Genomic DNA, 19,475 nt, shown 5'->3' with positions numbered 1-19,475 from the left:
AGTGGTGCCGTGATGTTTCCACTGAGGACAGTAGCGTTTACTTGCGGGCCAAACTTGCTTTAGACGCAGGGCTAAAAGCCGCTCTAGGCATCCCGATTGTGGCGAACGACCGTGTGCTAGCGGTTTTAGTATTTTATATGTTTGAAGCTCGCGAAGAAGACCAGCGACTCATTGAGTTGATTTCTGCCTCAACAGAGTTGGGCTTGTTTATTCAACGCAAACAAGCAGAAGGCGAAATTCGTAAATCGCTGCTCAAAGAAAGAGAACTGAATCGGCTTAAATCTGACTTTATCTCGATGGTGTCCCATGAATTTCGTACACCTCTCAGCAGCATCATTTTGTCAGCCGAACTCTTAGAAACCTATTGGCAGCGATCCAATGAGGCAAAGCGGCAAATTTATTTTCGGCGGATTCAAAACTCTACTCAGCGCATTACACAGTTACTAGAGAATGTGTTGTTCCTGGGGCAATCTGAATCGGGAAGACTAGAGTTTAATCCCCAATTAGTAAACTTAGACAACTTTTGCCGGAGTTTGGTAGAGGAGCTACAACCCGACGAGGGTAGCCAACATTCCATCGCCTATATAAGTCAGGGAAAGAATGAACAAGTTTGTATGGATGAAAAATTACTTCAACATATTTTTGGCAATTTGCTTTGCAATGCGATCAAGTACTCGCCCCAAGGGGAGTCGTTCGATTTGAACTTTTAACTCAAGCCGAAGAAGCAATTTTTAGGGTGCAGGATACTGGCATTGGTATTCCTCTAGCCGATCAACTGAAATTGTTTGAACCCTTTTATCGGGCAACCAATGTTGAAAGAATTGGCGGCACTGGGTTGGGGCTATCTATTGTTAAACAATGTGTAGACTTACATGGTGGACAGGTTACGGTACAAAGTGAGATAGGGGTGGGAACAACATTTACAGTTCGCCTTCCTTTGGGTCAATCAGTTGGAAGGTAAACAGGATAAAGATTATGCCCAAAATTTTGGTAATTGAAGACGGATTAGATGTCCGAGCCTGCATCATCGAGCTATTGGAAGTAGAGGGCTTTGAGGTAATTGCCGCAGAAACCAGCCCTGAGGGAATACGACTTGCTCAAGAACGGTTGCCAGATCTGATTTTGTGCGATGTCATGATGCCTGATCTAGACGGCTATGAGGTTTTAACGGCCCTGCGACAGCACCCTATGACAGAGACGGTACCATTTGTTTTTCTTACAGCTAAGGCAACCAAATCTGATTTGCGGTATGGCATGGAATTGGGTGCTGATGATTATTTAACTAAACCTTTTACTCGTTCGGAACTGTTAGGGGCGATCGCCACACGCTTGGCCAAACGAGAAGCCTTTTCTCATCGCTATGCATCTGATCTAAGCCAAGCAACTGAATCCCTCAACCAACTCGCTTACTACGACAGCCTGACCGGATTACCTAACCGACTGATGCTGAGCGAACGCTTTCATCAGGTATTGGCTGAAACAGACGGGCCTCATTTACCCATTCCAGTTTTGTATTTAGATATCAGTCAATTCCGCCGAGTCAACAGCACTCTAGGCTACGAATTGGGCGACTACTTGCTTAAGACGATGGCAGAACGTTTGCAAGCCTTTGTTGGCTCTAGAAATTTGGTTGTCCGTTTGGGAGATGATGAGTTTGCCATCGTTTTAGGAACAATGGGAGCAGAACTATCTCAGACAAAAGACATCCATCCTGCGATCGCCCGCGTTGCTCAAAACCTTTTATGGGCAATCAGTCAGCCTTTTACAGTACAGGAGCGAACCGTTTTCTTGACAGGCTGCCTGGGTATTGCGGTCTACCCTGAGAATGGTAATGACATTGATACATTAATTCGTCATGCAGACATTGCGATGCACGAAGCGAAAAGCCAGGGCAATAGTCAGTTCAAAGTTTATCAGTCTATAGCCAAAGTCTCATCTGACCAACTTGAGATTGAGGCAGATTTGCGCTATGCGCTGAAGCGTTCAGAGTTTCAAGTCTACTATCAACCTCAAATTAATCTTAAGACCAAGACGATTACGGGAGCAGAGGCTTTGCTGCGCTGGCGACACCCCCAACGAGGCATGATCTCGCCCGCCGAATTTATTCCATTGGCTGAGTCTACAGGTCTTATTGTCCCTATCGGGGCATGGGTTCTGCAAACGGCCTGCCAACAAACGAAGTTGTGGCAGACCGAGGGGTTTGACAATCTCCAAATTGCTGTTAACTTGTCAGCACACCAGTTCGGTCAACCCAAACTGTGTGAGGTAATCGCTCGTACACTCCAACGGACTGGGCTTGATCCTGCTTTGTTGGACTTAGAGTTGACTGAGAGTGCCTTAGTCCAGGACGTTGATTCCGCTATTTTGACCTTAAAACAGTTGCGATCGCTGAGCATTCGAGTCTCTGTAGATGACTTTGGCACAGGTTACTCTTCCCTAAGTTATCTACAAAGATTTCCCTTTGATACTCTAAAAATCGATCGCACCTTTGTCAAGAGCATTAGCCAGGATGCCAAAAATGGAGCAATTACAACTGCAATCATTCAAATGGCTCACCAGCTTCAGCTACAAGTAATCGCAGAAGGCGTAGAAACCCCAGCCGAGTTAGCATTTCTCAGTCACCACGGTTGCGATTTAGCGCAAGGATATTTGTTTAGCCCGCCAGTTTCAGCAGACGCATTTAGCGAACTGCTGCACCGTCAAACCCCAAGTTCTCAAAAATGCTAATCCGAGGTAAATTAGCCATTGACCACAGTGCCGCCATTGGGATGAATCACCTGTCCTGTAATGTAGGATGAATCATCTGATGCAAGAAACACATAACTTGGAGCAACTTCCTCTGGCTGTCCAGCCCGCTTCATCGGTACCTGCTGCCCAAAGCTTTCCACTTTCTCCTCAGGAAAAGTCGCAGGAATCAGGGGTGTCCAAATTGGCCCAGGAGCGACTGCATTCACTCGAATTTTTTTCTCAACTAATGCTTGAGATAAAGATCGAGTAAATGCAACAATAGCACCCTTGGTAGAGGAATAATCCAGCAGTTGAGGGCTTCCCTTATATGCAGTTACAGAGGTTGTGTTAATAATTGCACTGCCTGCTTTTAAGTGAGGTAGAGCGGCTTTCGTGAGGTAAAACATTGAAAAGACATTGGTGCGAAAAGTGCGCTCTAGTTGCTCTGAGCTAATCTTCTCAATACTGTCTTGGGGATGCTGTTCAGCGGCATTATTGATCAAAATATCAAGCTGTCCAAACTCATCCACAGTTTGCTGAATCAATTGCTGGCAAAACTGTTCATCTCCGATATCACCCGCGATCGACACACATTGAGTACCTTCCTGCTCAACCTGCTGTTTTGTTTTTTCAGCATCCTCATGTTCGTTTAAATAGGCGATCGCAACTTTTGCTCCTTCTTTAGCAAAAGCAAGTGCCACCGCACGACCAATTCCGCTATCACCGCCTGTAATCAGGGCAACTTTGTTCTTGAGTTTATTGCTGCCCTGGTAGTTTGAATCTTGTGCCTGAGGGGTGGGGTTCATCTGCTCCTCAAGTCCAGGCTGACGATCTTGATGCTGAGGAGGTTGCTGTGCTTTCTCTTTAGTTTTCTGCTTCTGAGGCATTGCTCTATACCCTATCTATCATTTGCTAGATTGCAATCTAATTCGGACTCTAACTTCGATGCTCACACCACCAGAAATTTCAGTAGTGTCAATTAAGTTCACTACTGAAATCCCAGAGAATTTGGAATTACCTGTTGCTACCTATGACCAGACGCGGTTGCCGTCCTCATCGACACGAGCCTGTCGGATAACATCAGAAATTTCGTCTGCATCCTTGACGTGATGTAGGGCTTTCTTTTCGCCATCTGGCTCATCCACCACAAAGTAAGTTGGTACGGTGATGTGATCGCCTGTGATATCCGCAGTATCCACAGCGACCTGCTGTGCTTTTTCTTCGATGGTTTGAGGCTCATCAGAAATGCGATCGCCAGGATTGGCAGTCAGGCTCTTTCCACCCTTTCGCATTTCTTGCTTAATCTCTTCTTTCTGCTCTGGCTTAACGTCTTCTGGCTGCGTCGGTTGCTTAATTTGATTGTTGTTTTGCTTATCCATAACAGAAGTTTTAATGAGTTGATATGGTTTTCTTTTCTGTCATAATGTTAGAAAAACTCAGACAACCATACCTCCTTCAAATGGGGTAGCTTAAACTGTTTCAGCCCCTTTACGAGTATTCAAGAAGTGGGAAATTGAACTGTGAACTGAGTCCATCCTGCTTCACTTGTGACTTGAATAGCGCCATTGAGCCGCCTAACAATCTTTTCAACCAATGTTAGCCCTAACCCACTACCTCCTTGTTGCCAGCGATCGCCATTTGGCACCCGGTAAAACTTATCGAACAATCGTGGCAATGCAGCATCAGGAATATCGGCTTCGTTACTGACAACTAGCATGATCAAACTAGAAACGCTGGATGTTGCTGAAGCGTGTGGCGCACGATAAACTTCTAGAGCGATCTTGCCAGAAGGAGCCGTGTATTTGCAGGCGTTATTGAGTAACTCGGCCAACATACGTTTTAAATTAGCAGAATCTGCGGCGATCGCTGGCAAGTAAGGCGACACGTTGATTTGCAGTATCTGTTGACGCGCCTGGGCACGAATTTGGAAGGGTTCTGCAATTGCTGGAATCCAGTCTTGTAACTTTATTGTTTCAACATTGGCGTGGTATGAGTCCGTTTCTAAGCGCTGTAAATCCAATAAGTCATTAATCAGTTCTAGTTCACGATTAGACTCTGCTTGCAAAACTTCTAGATAGCGCTGTAACCGCTCTTTGGTGGGAGCTTTCTTCAACATCTGGATTGCCATCAGGATGTTAGTGACTGGGTTACGTAATTCATGGGAGGCAGTATTGAGGAAGTCGTCTTTCTCTAAATTGCTTTGATTCAGTGTTTCAATCTTTTGCTGTAGTTGCAAAATTAGATTTTGTTTGGTGAGTCGAGTGGCGATCGCTTCCAACAAATCAGTTCGTTTGAAGGGTTTAACAATATAATCATCGGCTCCTAGCTTCATTCCCTGACGAAAATCTTCAAGTGTATTCTTAGCGGTTAGAAAAATAAAAGGACTTAATGCTGTGGCGGGTTCTTGACGAAGTTGAGATAAAACACCGTGTCCATCCAACCCAGGCATCAATACATCACAAATGATGAGATCAGGTAACAACTCCTTTGCTCTCTGAACACCAGTCACCCCATCTTCAGCACTGGCAACCTGGAAGCCCTCCAGTTCAAGCAGTTCAACAATTTCTTCCCGAAGAAGTACTTCATCTTCAATTACGAGAATTGTAGTCATCAGCCAATCCAGTTTTCCTTCAAGTAGGGTCTCTGTAATAGAGTGCCCTGCTTTACTCAACTTAAAACGTCAGCTTTGGAAGATAAACTAAATAGATTTCCTGCACGAATCACGTTTTGAGCCGCGCTACCATTCACGCGGGAAGTCTAATGAACAAGTGTCTTAAATATGAAAAGCCTTCAAACTTAAAGGCTTGAGGGCTTTTCACAACTGTGTATTCAGATCAAGTGCGGTTCAGTCTAATTTTGTCAGTCAGAACTGTCATTTAGTGTTTATACAATTGAGCTAACTACAAAACTGGTATTTGTAAGAACGGGTGTCGTTCCAAGTACTTTATCAAGCGTGGCAATTAGCCCACCATTCGCGCCAAGCCCATTCGTAGTTCCCAACACATCTGTACCATTTGCGTCATAGAACAGTTTGCCGCTTTCAGTGCTGTAGACCAGGCGGGTTGCTCCAAACAGCAGATTGGACAAGATGCCTGATGCCCCTTGCAACGCTGATGCATCACTATCAACTACTACTAACCGATCTGCACTTAAAACTGAACCGACCACTTGATCAACCAATCCAAAGGCAGTTTGTCCCAAAGCAATGATATCTTCCCCTGCATTGAAATCAGTGATGATATCTTTACCTGTGTCTATCAGAGCAAAGGTATCAATTCCAGCACCACCCGTGAGTGTATCGATGCCTAAGCCGCCAATCAACTTGTCAGCTCCAACACCTCCCACAAGAGAGTCATTTCCGGCACCACCAGACAAAATATTGTTAGCGGCATTACCGATAATCGTATTCGCTAAATCATTTCCTATACCTTCGACTGCCCCCGTGAGTAACTCCAAGTTTTCTACCTGCTCGGTCAGGGTGTAGCTAGCGAGGCTAGACTTAACCAGATCAATACCTTCTCCTACGGTTTCAACGACTAAATCTCCTATATCAGTGACGATATAAATGTCGTTGCCCAAGCCACCAATCAGTTTGTCTACTCCCGCTGCACCATCCAAAATATTGTTACCAATATTGCCAATGATGGTGTTGGCTAAGTCATTTCCAGTACCGTTAGAGTTTTGAGTACCCGTAAATTCTAAATACTCGATGTGATCAGCTAGTTTGTAATTGGCTAAAGCTGTTCTAACCCGATCAATACCACCGTTGGCAAGTTCTTTTGTGACATCTGCAATGTTATCAACCAGGTAGGTGTCATCGCCCGTTCCACCAATTAGAGTATCTGCACCTGCACCACCATTTAATACGTTATGTCCACTGTTACCAGTGATAGTGTTGGCAAAGCTGTTTCCTTTGCCGTCAAGGTTTTGAACACCTGTTAAAACCAAGTTTTCTACATGGTTGCCCAAGGTGTAGCTAATTGAGGATTGAATGGTATCAGTGCCTTTGTTAGCTGCTTCTACAACTTTATCTTTGAGGTTGTCTACAACATACGTATCGTTGCCTACTCCTCCAATCATTACGTCTTGACCAACACCACCGTCTAGGGTGTCATTACCCGTGCCGCCGATTAGGCGATCTTTTCCTGCAAAACCTCTCAGCAGATTGTTGCCTGCATTGCCAGCCAAGTAGTTGTTGAGTTCGTTACCTGCTCCTGAAATTGCTTGACGGCCCGTGAGAAGAAGGTGTTCAACATGACGACCTAGTTTAAATGAGACAGACGACCGTACCGTATCGACTCCTTGATTCGCTAACTCAATTGAGCGATCGCCCCGATTATCTACAATGTAAGTGTCGTTACCCCGTCCACCCAGGAGGACATCTTTACCTGTGCCACCATCTAAGAAATCATTTCCTTTTTGCCCAGTTAGACGGTCGTTACCACTAAATCCGTGAAGAGTGTCTTTGCGTTGAGTGCCTTGAGAGAGTTCTTGTTTGAATTACCTTTGATGCGAGCCATAAGAATTAAGCAGGAATTAGAAACTTCGTATTTAAGGTAATGGAACTACATCTCCTGAAATAACCAGAGAAATACTTGAGTTTCAGATACTTGTATCAAAGAATCCAAATTACTTATGAGTTGCTAGTATAAAATTATACTCGTCAAAATAGATGCCGAAATTCTACTTAGAGGGAACAAGAGCATTCTGGATAGCGAGTGGGTAGCTAGATTACTTTAAGATTTTCATTGCCGCTTGATGATTTCAGCCAAGCGATGGAGTAAAGATCTCAAGCACGAAAGCTATTCTGGACAGTGCTTTACATTTCTTGATATTCCTAAGGCGACCTCAGTTGCCCATCTAGGATGCTTTTAGCTTTAAGGATGAAACAATGATTGTGAATTTGGAGCAAGATGGGTGGCAGGTAATTTACCACCGTGCCCATGCATTATTGGCAGCACAGTTAGCCGGACAATGGCGACGAAAAGACGCTCCTCCCCGTTTATATGAAACTGTGGCCGCAATTTCTCACCACGATGACCTGGAGCGGGAGTGGGAGGGAAATGAGCTAACCAAGGCAGGTACACCACTGGACTTTACTCTGGAGCAGGGAACCTCAGTTGAGCAGTTATCGGAGCAAATTGAAAGTGCGCGTTATCGAGGGCGCTGGGTAACTCTGATGACTTCTATGCACATTAGCCGTTTGACAGAACCGAGTCGCGGCATAGCTAAAGAACTAGACAAATTTCTAGATGAACAGCTTGAGCTTCAGCAGCGGTATCAAAAGGAATTGGAAATTTCCAAGGAGGATGTGGATGCGGCTTATGCATTTATGCAGTGGTGCGATCGCCTCTCGTTGATCCTTTGTCAGCAAAAGCTTCCCGAAGATGAACGGGCGCTGGAAGTGAGTAAAGGGCCAGATGGTAAGCGGTACGACGTGATTCAGTTTCGAGATAACCGCATCACGATCAGACCCTGGCCGTTTGAAGATGAGGAGTTTACTGTGAATGTAGAAACCTGTAAGTTGTCGCAAGTAAAATTTGACAGTAATGCAGAGTTAACTGAGGCACTGCAACAGGCACCGATTGAGACGCTGGAATGGACATTTGAGAAGCGCTAGCTCATTCGCTTCTACGCCAATGTAGGAAGATTGAACTCGCGGTAGATGAGAAGAGTGCTAGTTTACCCCAGAATTGCTCCAGGTCATTAATGACACTTCACTCGCGAACAGACGGTAACAAACTATGATTAACACTTTTACCCGTAGTCCCTTCAAGGCAGCAATGGGTTGGACTGTGACTGCACTTCTGCTAATGGTTGCAGCAGGTTGTGCGCCTGAAGCGCCTGAGGCTGAAGAGGGTGGTGGACTGGGTGGTTCTGGGGAAGAAATTGAGCAAGGGGAAGAAGTTGAAGGGGAAGAAGTTGAAGAGGGAGAAGCAGAAGGTGGAGAAGCAGAAGGTGGAGAAGCAGATTAATGAATGACAGGAGCGATCGCTTCTTTGAAGAATTAGAGTTAAGCAAAAATTATTTTTCTGGCGGCACTGGGTTTTCCTAAGAATTATCCTGATGCGGTTCTGCTTAAGCTTGAAGACTTAACTTTCAAGGGTTGTGCCTCTTTGGGTACAACCTTATTGCTAAATATCAAAGGGGTTTCCTAGCTGTGACAGAATAAGGAAACTGGTAAAGAAAAGGTTATGGATACAGCAAAAACCCGCCGCAAGAATGTCTGGCTTAACGAGCTTGACGACCTGATTCGGGGCGCTTGTGGTGGTTTCCTATTTGGCATTCCACTACTTTATACAATGGAAGTTTGGTGGATTGGCTCGGTTGTTGAGCCACCCCTGATGCTACTGGCGATCGCGATTACCTATATTGTTATATTTCTGCTTAATCGCACTGCTGGGTTTCGCAAGATTGAGAAGATTGGAGCGATCGATGCAGCAAGAAACAGTGTCGAAGCTATTTCTATTGGCATCGTTTGTGCAACAGCAATGCTGATTTTGCTCCGTGAACTCAGTTTTAGTGTGCCTCTAGACGAAGTGTTAGGTAAGGTACTATTCGAGAGTTTGCCCTTTACACTAGGAGTGGCGCTAGCCAATCAATTTCTCAGTGGAGATCGAGGGGGTAATGAGGGGCAAAGCTCCCATAAAAGGCAAAGCGAAATCAACGCCACCTTTAGTGACATCGGTGCGACTTTAATTGGGGCTACTGTGATTGCTCTAAATATTGCTCCAACCGATGAGGTCGTAATGTTAGCCAGTGCCCTATCGGGAGGAAGGTTACTTGCCATCATCGCAGCATCGCTGATCATTTCCTACGGCATTGTTTTTCAGTCAGGTTTTTCGGATCAGCAAAAACGGATACAGCAACAGGGAATTTTTCAGCGCCCAATGAGTGAAACGCTTGCCTGTTATTTAGTTTCGCTGGCAGCAGCGGCATTTATGCTGTGGTTCTTTCATCAACTGAGCTTTGACAACCCCTGGACAATGTGGTTGCAGTACACACTCATCCTGGGATTACCTGCAACGATCGGCGGTGCTGCCGGAAGGTTAACAGTATGAGCCACACAAAACCAGCCCATTCTCCTGACCCGCAGCCTTCTGAAGTCTCACCGCAGCAACGCCCGCGATCGCTTGCAGAACAGACCACATTTGGCATTGCTGCTCTAATTTTGACCGTGATTGTGGGACTCGTGCTGTACATTTGGTTTGACAAAGAAAAGCGTCAACCTCCTGACATCACGGTTTCTAACCAAGGTACAGTGCGGGAAGCTTCGGGACAATTCTACGTCCCGTTTGAAATTAAAAACATTGGTGGCGGGACAGCCGAATCCGTACAAGTGATCGCCGAACTTCGCATCAATGGCGAGGTTGAAGAATCCGGTGAGCAACAAATTGACTTTCTGTCGGGTGGTGAAACGGAGGAAGGGGCTTTTGTCTTTAGCCGCAATCCTCAGGAGGGAGAGCTAGTGCTGCGGGTAGCAAGCTATAAGCTGCCTTAGAGCGCATGGCAAATAAGGAAACACGCTATTCCGCAGATGGTTGTTCAGTTGGAGAACGGTAGCCTCGCTCAAAAGCAAAGCGAATGAGTTGGGAGCGGTTTTCCAGGTGGAGCTTACTAAGAATGTTGCTAAGGTGCGTTTGAACCGTGCGAGGGCTAACAAATAGGCGATCGCCAATCTGCTTATTGGTAAAGCCCTGGATCACTTCCCAAAACACCTTTTCCTCAGCGGGTGTTAGCGGTAGCGGAGAAGGCGTTGCGGCACTGGGCTGCTCGGCGTTGTTTTCAGACTGCTGCATCAGCCGCACAATTTCTGAATGAATTCGCCGCGATCGCTCTAGCTGGGCCTCAATTTTGGCAACTAGCTCCCGTGGCTCAAAAGGCTTTACCAGGTAGTCATCTGCCCCCATCTTGTGACCCTGAATGCGATCGTCAATATCTTTGCGACTCGATAGAAAGATGAACGGCACCAACTGCCCAAAGCGAGTGTTTCGCAGACGGCGGCAAAATTCCAACCCGTCCATCTCTGGCATCATGACATCCGAAACGACCAAATCTGGCGGATTTTGCTCAAACAGATCCATCGCCTCAACGCCAGAACTGGCATTTTGAACCGAATATCCCCGATTCTCCAGGTAGCGGATCAGAGCAGTTTTTAAGGTGATGTCGTCATCAACAATCAGAATTTTCTTCATGCAGATTTACACAGCCGTCACAGCACAGAGCAATAGAACTTGCCTTACTCTTTTTTATCTTAGGATCGCGAATCGTAGAACTCTTATTTCTAGTCTTTCTTGGATAGCAATGTGCTACTCTCTACCCTTACCCAAAGATCTGAATTTTAATTCAAACTACTGATCCTGGGCAAAAGTACCCTTTTAGCTTTATAGCTTGAGTGATACTGCAAAAAGGTAGATGAAAAAATTAAGTCTAACACCGTTGTGGGGCAGGAAGTTTGCTAATCTGCCAGGGAAACGACTGAATCGCTAGCAAGCAGGAGTTGCTGCACCCATGTACGAAAAGATTGTTCCTCCTAATGTTGGATCGCGAATTACCTTTGCAAATGGCGAACCCATTGTCCCAGACAACCCGATTATTCCCTTTATTCAAGGAGATGGAACGGGTGTGGATATTTGGCCGGCGGCTCAACGAGTTTTTGATGCTGCTGTAAAACAGGCATATAATGGGCAGCGGCAAATTGTCTGGTTTAAAGTTTATGCCGGAGACGAGGCTTGCGAGGTTTACGGAACGTATCAGTACTTGCCGGAAGATACGCTGAATGCCATTCGAGAGTTTGGCGTAGCCATCAAGGGGCCCTTGACTACCCCAATCGGCGGCGGAATTCGATCGCTAAATGTGGCCCTGCGGCAAATTCATGACCTTTATGCGTGCGTCCGTCCCTGCAAATACTACGCGGGTACACCTTCCCCTCATAAAACTCCCGAAAAGCTGGATGTCATTGTTTACCGAGAAAATACGGAAGATATTTATTTAGGAATCGAATGGCGGCAAGGCAGTGAAATCGGCGATCGCCTGATCAAGCTGCTCAACGAGGAGTTGATTCCGGCAACCCCTGAACATGGGAAGAAACAAATTCCCCTGGATTCGGGAATTGGCATTAAACCCATCAGCAAAACGGGTTCTCAACGATTAGTGCGCCGTGCCATGAAACATGCCCTGCGACTACCAAAGTCAAAACAGATGGTGACTTTGGTGCATAAGGGCAACATCATGAAATACACCGAGGGGGCGTTTCGAGACTGGGGCTATGAGCTAGTCACAACGGAGTTTCGAGCAGAATGCGTAACTGAGCGAGAATCGTGGATTTTGGGCAACAAGGAGCGCAATCCGGATCTGTCTGTAGAGGATAATGCACGGCAAATCGAACCGGGCTACGATGCTCTAACTCCTGAGAAGAAAGCAGATGTTTGCAAAGAGGTACAGGCAGTACTGGATGCAATCTGGGCAACTCACGGCAACGGGCAGTGGAAAGACAAAATTATGGTGAATGACCGAATTGCTGACAGCATTTTTCAGCAAATTCAGACTCGTCCTGATGAATATTCGATTTTGGCGACGATGAACCTGAATGGAGATTATCTGTCGGATGCAGCAGCGGCGATCGTTGGTGGGCTAGGAATGGGCCCAGGAGCAAATATTGGCGACAACTGCGCCATTTTTGAAGCGACACACGGCACGGCTCCTAAACATGCAGGCTTAGATCGGATCAATCCAGGCTCCGTCATCTTGTCGGGGGTGATGATGCTGGAATATATGGGTTGGCAAGAAGCAGCCGACCTGATCAAGCAAGGGATTGGAGCAGCTATTTCACACCGCGAAGTAACCTATGACCTGGCGCGCCTGATGGAACCTCCGGTAGACCCACCGCTGAAGTGTTCAGAATTTGCGGAGGCGATCGTTAAGCACTTTGGTGGCAAATAGCATCTTTCACCCGCTCCTGTAGAAAAGCAGTTGGTCGCATTTCTCTGAATTCTACTGAGATGGCTATAGCGAGACTTTGCCTTCTACAACTTCTATGAGGCATAGCCTCGCTATAAGCACTACAGAACAAAGCCTTGAAACGAGACAACAGAAGCAAGAAGCATTGGTTTTTGGGAACTTTTACGAATTAGGTTTCAATTGAGAGAATAAACAGTCCCAGTCACGGGGAGCGCAGTTGCTTTCGGCTTGTGTAACCACAAAGGCAGTGTTACGCGCTTGAGGGTGAGAAAGCGACTGGACGCAAACGGCTGCGACATCTTCACGACTAATTTTGTTTTGCTCATCAGGGCTTTCTGAGGAACCGTCTGGACTCAAGAGGAGCGATCGCCCTCCCCCTTCATCTGTAAGCGAGGACGGTCGCACAACGGTGTAAGCAATTCCACTGTGACGCAATTTTGCTTCTGCTTCTTCATTAGCAGCACCTACAGGGTTGACCAGAACAAATTGCGGCAACTCAGGGGTTCTGTAGGTCTTGATAAATTTCACCTGAAGCTGAAACGAGCCAGGTGAAAAGTGAGGATTGAGCGCACCATCATACTCAAACTTGCTAAGCATGAGTTGAAAGGCATAAACCCGACTAGAATCGAACGATGGAGCGTCTTTCACCGTCTTAGCTCGAAATACCGGAATCAGCTCCGAAAAAGGAACCCGAATCAGCATTTGGGTATCTGGCAGCGTGTCAAACGAGTAGCTGTAGGCAAGGCTATCCCAGCCCGATTCGCTTCGCAGCAAAAGCTTGTAGCGATCGCCATCCCCTTTCACGCATAGCTCAACCCCTTCAGCTTGGGACAGGTCAAGTGGCGGCTCAAAGTTGCGGGTACGAATTGAGACAAAGCCGCCAGAGTTGGATGTTGAGACGATTCCAGAAAACACAGCACCGTCCTTATCTAAACGAATGCTGCTTTGACTTACACCACCCATAACCACATCGTCTAGCGCACCCCAGACTTCCTTGAGGTCAGTGGTAGGGTTCACGAAATCAAAAACAAGCTGACCAGGTCGGCTCAAATTATCTGCGGCTGCGTCAATTAGGGGGGCTAAAGGGTAGTCCGTTCCATTCACACAGATAATTGCGCTCACGCCTTCCAAAACATCAGAAATCGCTTTAGGACTGGCAAGATCCGCTTGAACAGGTTCTATTTGATTTTGGGATGGAGTTGGGACTTCCTCAGTCGGTGCAAAGAGCGATCGCACCCGATAGCCCTGATCGACCAACTGCTGTACAACCTGCTGACCTAGCGCTTCGGCGGCACCCACAACCAGAATGTTTCCCAGCTTTGGATCAGTTAAGAAACTAGTGGCGGTTTTTGTAGAAGTGCCATAGGAAATGGCAGAGCGATCAACCTTGGGGTCGGGACGACTACCAAACCACTGCTGAAACCAGTCGATGCTGCTGAGGAGGGGAATGGCTCCAAAGTAGGACAGCGTTTTAACAAACCGCCCCAAATCCCAACTCGGAGAATTTTGCTGACTCATACTACACCTGCCATTACCCACTTCACTGCCTTCATCTTAGGAAACTTCCGATCGCCTTCCCTCTAACGCTGGGTGGGTCGCTCAGAAACGGCCAGCTAACCCTTGCCGATGCTGAATAGCCTCCATTCAGCAAGAGAGCCGATGGGCTGTGAGGTTACTTTTTGGGCGATCGACTCATGCTAGAACTGGGGCAGCCGACAGCATTTGTTTCAGGTTTTCGGGCTGCACAAATTCTAGATACTGATGGGCGATCGCGGGTGGCAATAGTTCAATCATCAGCGTATTTTCGATCCACAGTTCAATCACTTCAAAAAATCCGTCCCGGCAGCAATGGAGCGATCGCCACCCTTCCCGCTGCGCCACTTCCTGGATCTTTTCTTCGCTGACAGGCACCGAGATAGCAGCGTGAACCGCACCAAAACTGTAGGCAAATGCATTGGTAGAAAAAGTTGCCTGTTCGCGGTCAACCCCTGGCAGCAGTTCAGTTCCAGCAGGATAGACTTCAATCAAAGTGCCATGTTCATCCAGGGCAAGCGCCATATAGCTGCCTGGATGGGGTGGAAACGGAGCAGCGCAACCATCCAACAATTCAGCCAAAACCTCAGCAACATGAAGCGGATTGCTGGCAGAGATAGAAATGTGATGAATCATAGAAATCCTTCCAAAATCAAGCGTTTTGAGTAGGACTTGCGCCAAGACTTCTGGCTTGCCCTGGCTGTGTAGCCCTGATTTTATACCTCACCTTGAAACCAATCCATTTCGTATGTGAATATACCGAAACTGCAAATCTCATTCTATTGGGGGGATTTATCTTCATCCGGACGAATCGCCCGATTGAATGAAGCGAAATTCGCTAAAATCTCAAGGCAATAGCCTGCGACAGTGTTCGATTGGGCTGTTGCGTGTGGTGTTTGCTTTCGTCCGAATGGTTCAGTGACTCAAAACCCCCGCCAAGCGGCTTTCCTCGCGCTCCGATCAGTCCATCGGGGAGCATTTGCAGATATAGCCTTAGACCGTGCTTTACAGCGGTTAGAACCAGCCCCTCCAGATCGCCGCCTGGTGACTGAGCTGGTCTACGGCAGCGTTAGACGACAAAAAACGTTGGATGCTTTGATTGACCAACTGGCAAAGCGGCGATCGTATCAGCAACCTCCTGATTTACGCGCTATTTTGCACCTGGGATTGTATCAACTGCGCTACCTCAATCAGATTCCGGCGGCGGCAGCAGTCAATACCACGGTTGATCTGGCAAAGCAAAACGGCTTTGAGAAGTTGGCAGGCTTTGTCAATGGACTGTTGCGTCAATATCTTCGGCTTGCGGAAGTGGATGATCCGCTACAACTGCCTGACGATCCGGTCAATCGATTAGCAGTACTGTATAGCTACCCCACTGGATAGTTCAGGTTTGGCTGGAGCAATTGGGCTTTGAGGAAACGGAGATGCTCTGTGAATGGCTCAACCGATCGCCTCACATCGATTTGAGAGTCAATCCACTCCAAGCTTCCCTGGAACAGGTTCAGTTAGCGCTGCAAGCAGTGGGAATCAAAACTACTACGGTCGCTGCACTGCCTCAATCTCTGCGACTGCTAGATAATCCGGGAGCAATCCAAAACTTGCCCGGATTCCGGGAAGGCTATTGGACAGTACAGGACAGCAGCGCCCAACTAGTCGGTCACTTGCTTGACCCACAGCCAGGGGAAACAATTGTGGATGGCTGTGCGGCTCCGGGCGGCAAAACAACCCACATTGCTGAACTGATGGGCGATCGCGGCATTGTTTGGGGGTGCGATCGCTATGCGTCCCGTTTAAAGAGGCTACGCCAGAATGCAGAACGGCTCAACCTGACCTGCATCCAGACTTGTGCAGGAGATAGCCGTCAATTTACGCAATTTGCTCAACAAGCAGATCGAGTGTTGCTCGACGTTCCCTGTTCAGGGCTGGGAACCTTACACCGCCATGCCGATGCCCGCTGGCGACAGACTCCAGAAACCGTCCAGGAACTCGCCCAACTGCAAACCGAATTGCTCGACCAGGCAGCAACCTGGGTCAAACCGGGCGGGGTGCTAGTCTATTCCACCTGTACCTTGCATCCCACAGAAAATGAGGCGATCGCCCAATCCTTCCTATCTCGGTATCCGGAGTGGATGATTCAGCCCCCGTCTCACCCTCCTGGCGATGCGTTTGTTACGCCAGAAGGATGGCTCAAAGTTTGGTGCCACCAACGCGACATGGACGGTTTCTTTATCGCCCGTTTCCGTAAAGCTGTCGAATAACAGTCTTAAGAGTCGAATAGCACGGTAAACTCAAATCGTTACAAGTTGAGGATCTTGACCTCAGCACACGGAGATCGCAGATTGGGCGTAGAACTTCGCAGTTACGTATATTTGGACAACTTGCAGCCTCAGCACGCTGCTTACATTGGCACCGTTTCACTCGGTTTTCTGCCCTTGCCAGGAGATGCTTCTCTCTGGGTAGAAATTTCACCCGGCGTTGAAATCAACCGGATCACAGACGTAGCGCTCAAGTCTGCCGTCGTCCGTCCAGGAGTGCAGTTTGTTGAGCGACTGTATGGGTTGCTCGAAGTACATTCCAACCGCCAGGGAGAAACCCGTGCGGCTGGCAAAGCCATTCTTGAAGCATTAGGCGCGCAGGAGCGCGATCGCCTCAAACCGTCTGTCGTCTCCAGTCAAATCATTCGCAACATCGACGCTCACCAGGCGCAACTAATCAACCGCAACCGTCGCGGACAAATGCTGCTAGCAGGGCAAACGCTTTACGTGTTGGAAGTTCAGCCTGCCGCCTATGCCGCCTTAGCCGCAAACGAAGCCGAAAAAGCAGCGCTGATAAATATCCTCCAAGTACAGGCAGTTGGCAGCTTTGGGCGACTCTATCTGGGTGGCGAAGAGCAAGATATTTTGGCGGGTGCTCAGGCGGCGATCGCCGCTATGGAAAACGTCTCTGGGCGAGAAGACCCAGTTAGCGGGCGCAAGGAATGAGGCTTTCCGATGGCAAGGATTGAACATCTGTCACTCCTCCAAAGTGCTAAGTGGACTTCATGGAGAATCCAAACCCCCAGATTCAAATTGACCTGAGCGAAGCAAACTTACAGGACACGAATCTGCAAGGGGCGAACCTCAGCCAGGCCAACTTAAGTCGAGCCATCCTCAGGGGCGCTAAACTGACCGCTGCCGAACTCAGTAGGGCAAACCTCAGTAATGCTGACCTGCAAGCAGCAGAACTCAGCGGGGCAAATCTCTATGCGGCTGAATTGGTGGTGGTTGACTTAAGAGGGGCAATCCTCAAAGGGGCTGACCTGATTGCAGCAAACTTAATTGGGGCTAATTTGCGAGGAACGGTACTCAATCGGGCGGACTTGACTGGCGCAAACCTGATTGGCACAAACTTAAGCAATGCACGTTTGCGTTGGGCAGACCTAACTGAAGCAAAGTTGATAAAAGCCAACCTGAGCCAAGCTGACCTGTATCAAGCAAATCTCAGTCACGCAAACCTGAGTAACGCGAATCTCTATCAAGCCCAATTCATTGGAGCTTCTTTGTATGGCGCGAATCTAGTACAAGCAGACCTCGGAGAAGCGCACCTGAGTCGCGCATACCTATTCAACGCAAACCTCCAGGAAGCCTCACTGCAAGGAACAGATTTGAGTTGGGCAAATCTGAGCAAAGCAAACTTAGAGGGTGTTGATTTGAGAGCAGCCAAACTAAAGGGGGTAAATTTCAGCAGAGCTAATCTCAGCCATGCAAACCTCAGCAATACAGATCTCACTTATGCCGACTTAACTCGGGCAAACCTGCGAGGTACCGTGATGCCCGATGGCACTGTGCATGATTAGTTTTAGGACAGGCTAAGAACTGTCTACCCCTTACCCCAGATTAAGGTGGCTTTCAGTATAGGCTAAAGGCTGTCGGTGAAAGGCTGGGACTGGGGGCGTTTACTTTAGAGAATGTGTCCTGGCAGTGTTTTCCGTGAACTAACCTGTGCGGAACTGACAGTCTTCCAACCCTGTCCCAATTCTAGTAACAACCTAGTAACAAGATTTACTAGCCTTTTTCCCGTAGCCCCCCGCATTAAGCAAAACGGTCATGAGCCAGAGTTTAAGTTTGAGTCGATTTATAAATTTATTCCTGCACACCCCCACATTCAGTAAGGTAATGCTTCCACGAAGACATTCCCCCCGTGTCAAATTGTCCATTCCCACAGGCATGGCTGCTCTTTTACTGTTAGCGAGTGGGGCGATCGCCGCTCCGCTTCCCGCTAACGTTGACGCTCCTATCACTGCCCAAATCCCTACCAATGCTACGGTCATTCACGTCAACCCCACCCTGGGAACAGACAGTCCTAGCTCTGGTAGAGAATCAGCTCCCTTCCGCACCATTAGCTACGCGATGCAGCAGGCGCAGCCCAATACGGTTGTGCAACTCGCACCCGGCAGCTACACCCGTGACACTGGCGAGGTGTTTCCCATCGTTGTCAGACCTAATGTGATTCTGCGAGGTGATGAATCGACTAAGGGGCAAACGGTGCTGATTATTGGCAGCGGCAGCTATGCCAGTCCCACTTTTGCAGTCCAAAACGTGACGATTCGAGCCGAGTCAGATAGCTCGATTCGCGGTGTGACTGTCACGAATCCCAACAGTCGAGGCACTGCTATCTGGGTAGAATCTACCAACCCCAGCATTCGCAACAGTACGCTTTCAAATAGCTTGCGAGATGGCATCTTTGTCACAGGCACGGCTGCTCCCACCATTGAAGGCAACGTCTTTACCAACAATCAGGGAAATGGCGTTTCGATCGCCCGGACTGCTCGTGGCGAAATTCGCGGCAACGTTTTTCAAAATACCGGATTTGGAATTGCGATCGGTGGCGATTCGGCTCCTCAAGTGGAAGGCAACCAGATCGTTCAGAACTTAGACGGCATCGTCGTCTCTAATAATGCTCGTCCGGTATTGCGAAATAACGTGATTGAGAGCAATACCCGCGATGGTGTGGTGGCGATCGCCAACGCTCAGCCCGACCTGGGCAACGCCGAAAGCCCTGGAGAAAACCTAATTCGCAACAACGGTCGCTACGACCTCTACAACGCTACCCGCAGCAACACAATCCTGGCAGTCGGCAACCAGATTGACCCCGAACAAATTTCTGGCTCCGTTGACTTTGTCGCCGCTACGATTGCAGGCGCATCCAGATTTTCTGACGTAACCGGACATTGGGCTGCCCCATACATTGAAGCCCTGGCTGCAAGAGATGTAATC

The 19,475-nt window shown here is 48.0% G+C and carries 18 protein-coding genes and 2 pseudogenes; 12 read left to right on the top strand and 8 right to left on the bottom strand.

Annotated features, from left to right (window positions below; genetic code table 11):
• The 3 genes from V5G28_RS12510 to V5G28_RS12500 form a co-directional block, all read left to right on the top strand.
• Positions 1-710: GAF domain-containing sensor histidine kinase (locus tag V5G28_RS12510; protein ID WP_336230492.1), on the top strand; the 710-nt coding region annotated here is incomplete at its 5' end.
• Positions 656-961, top strand: a complete 306-nt coding sequence (locus V5G28_RS12505; RefSeq protein WP_336230490.1) for a sensor histidine kinase — start codon at positions 656-658, stop codon at positions 959-961. The genes V5G28_RS12510 and V5G28_RS12505, both read left to right, overlap by 55 nt.
• Positions 962-975: 14 nt before the next feature.
• On the top strand, positions 976-2,727 hold the full coding sequence (locus V5G28_RS12500) for an EAL domain-containing response regulator (RefSeq protein WP_336230488.1): 1,752 nt from the start codon (positions 976-978) through the stop codon (positions 2,725-2,727).
• An 11-nt stretch (positions 2,728-2,738) separates the two neighbouring features.
• Here the strand turns inward: V5G28_RS12500 and V5G28_RS12495 are convergent, their stop codons facing one another.
• The 5 genes and pseudogenes from V5G28_RS12495 to V5G28_RS36690 all read right to left on the bottom strand — a co-directional run.
• Complete coding sequence (locus V5G28_RS12495; RefSeq protein WP_336230486.1) at positions 2,739-3,614, bottom strand: SDR family oxidoreductase; 876 nt, start codon at positions 3,612-3,614, stop codon at positions 2,739-2,741.
• A gap of 141 nt (positions 3,615-3,755) precedes the next feature.
• Positions 3,756-4,106, bottom strand: a complete 351-nt coding sequence (locus tag V5G28_RS12490) for a hypothetical protein (protein ID WP_336230483.1) — start codon at positions 4,104-4,106, stop codon at positions 3,756-3,758.
• A gap of 119 nt (positions 4,107-4,225) precedes the next feature.
• Positions 4,226-5,338, bottom strand: a complete 1,113-nt coding sequence (locus V5G28_RS12485; protein ID WP_336230482.1) for a hybrid sensor histidine kinase/response regulator — start codon at positions 5,336-5,338, stop codon at positions 4,226-4,228.
• Between the two features lie 272 nt (positions 5,339-5,610).
• Entirely contained in the window at positions 5,611-6,807 is a 1,197-nt protein-coding gene (locus tag V5G28_RS12480; protein ID WP_442994257.1) for a calcium-binding protein, read from the bottom strand.
• Positions 6,793-7,134 (bottom strand): annotated as a pseudogene (locus V5G28_RS36690) (calcium-binding protein); the annotation flags it as partial. The pseudogene V5G28_RS36690 and the gene V5G28_RS12480, both read right to left, overlap by 15 nt.
• A 484-nt stretch (positions 7,135-7,618) precedes the next feature.
• Here V5G28_RS36690 and V5G28_RS12470 point away from each other — a divergent pair.
• The 4 genes from V5G28_RS12470 to V5G28_RS12455 all read left to right on the top strand — a co-directional run bounded on the left by V5G28_RS12470 (position 7,619) and on the right by V5G28_RS12455 (position 10,228).
• Positions 7,619-8,347: a DUF3891 family protein gene (locus tag V5G28_RS12470; protein WP_336230479.1), complete on the top strand. Its 729-nt coding sequence runs from the start codon at positions 7,619-7,621 to the stop codon at positions 8,345-8,347.
• Positions 8,348-8,471: 124 nt separating this feature from the next.
• Entirely contained in the window at positions 8,472-8,702 is a 231-nt protein-coding gene (locus V5G28_RS12465; protein WP_336230477.1) for a hypothetical protein, read from the top strand.
• Positions 8,703-8,921: 219 nt separating this feature from the next.
• Positions 8,922-9,788 (top strand): TIGR02587 family membrane protein, encoded by an 867-nt coding sequence (locus V5G28_RS12460; protein WP_336230475.1) that lies wholly within the window; start codon positions 8,922-8,924, stop codon positions 9,786-9,788.
• Positions 9,785-10,228: a TIGR02588 family protein gene (locus V5G28_RS12455; protein WP_336230473.1), complete on the top strand. Its 444-nt coding sequence runs from the start codon at positions 9,785-9,787 to the stop codon at positions 10,226-10,228. The genes V5G28_RS12460 and V5G28_RS12455 overlap by 4 nt, the downstream gene beginning before the upstream one ends.
• Before the next feature lie 25 nt (positions 10,229-10,253).
• Here V5G28_RS12455 and V5G28_RS12450 read toward each other — a convergent pair whose 3' ends face one another.
• Positions 10,254-10,922, bottom strand: a complete 669-nt coding sequence (locus tag V5G28_RS12450) for a response regulator transcription factor (RefSeq protein ID WP_336230472.1) — start codon at positions 10,920-10,922, stop codon at positions 10,254-10,256.
• A gap of 316 nt (positions 10,923-11,238) precedes the next feature.
• On the opposite strand from V5G28_RS12450, the gene V5G28_RS12445 reads away from it, so the two are divergent.
• Positions 11,239-12,669 (top strand): NADP-dependent isocitrate dehydrogenase, encoded by a 1,431-nt coding sequence (locus tag V5G28_RS12445; RefSeq protein ID WP_336230471.1) that lies wholly within the window; start codon positions 11,239-11,241, stop codon positions 12,667-12,669.
• A 180-nt stretch (positions 12,670-12,849) separates the two neighbouring features.
• Here V5G28_RS12445 and V5G28_RS12440 read toward each other — a convergent pair whose 3' ends face one another.
• Entirely contained in the window at positions 12,850-14,205 is a 1,356-nt protein-coding gene (locus V5G28_RS12440; protein WP_336230470.1) for a CIA30 family protein, read from the bottom strand.
• A gap of 174 nt (positions 14,206-14,379) precedes the next feature.
• Positions 14,380-14,856, bottom strand: coding sequence for a hypothetical protein (locus tag V5G28_RS12435; RefSeq protein WP_336230469.1), 477 nt, complete (start codon positions 14,854-14,856; stop codon positions 14,380-14,382).
• A gap of 282 nt (positions 14,857-15,138) precedes the next feature.
• On the opposite strand from V5G28_RS12435, the pseudogene V5G28_RS12430 reads away from it, so the two are divergent.
• From V5G28_RS12430 to V5G28_RS12415, 4 genes and pseudogenes are all read left to right on the top strand, one after another.
• Positions 15,139-16,478: pseudogene (locus V5G28_RS12430) on the top strand (16S rRNA (cytosine(967)-C(5))-methyltransferase).
• 81 nt (positions 16,479-16,559) lie between these two features.
• A complete protein-coding gene (locus tag V5G28_RS12425; RefSeq protein WP_336230494.1) occupies positions 16,560-17,201 on the top strand; it encodes a hypothetical protein in 642 nt (213 codons plus the stop codon).
• 59 nt (positions 17,202-17,260) lie between these two features.
• On the top strand, positions 17,261-18,055 hold the full coding sequence (locus V5G28_RS12420) for a pentapeptide repeat-containing protein (protein ID WP_336230467.1): 795 nt from the start codon (positions 17,261-17,263) through the stop codon (positions 18,053-18,055).
• Between the two features lie 319 nt (positions 18,056-18,374).
• Positions 18,375-19,475 (top strand): DUF1565 domain-containing protein (locus V5G28_RS12415; RefSeq protein WP_336230465.1); only part of this gene is annotated, 1,101 nt, incomplete at its 3' end.

It is taken from the genome of Scytonema sp. PRP1 (assembly GCF_036697665.2).
GTDB classification, from domain to species: Bacteria; Cyanobacteriota; Cyanobacteriia; order Cyanobacteriales; family Nostocaceae; genus Kalymmatonema; species Kalymmatonema gypsitolerans.
Note: the sequence above shows the minus strand (reverse complement) of the source record. Positions and strands in the feature narration are given on the sequence as shown.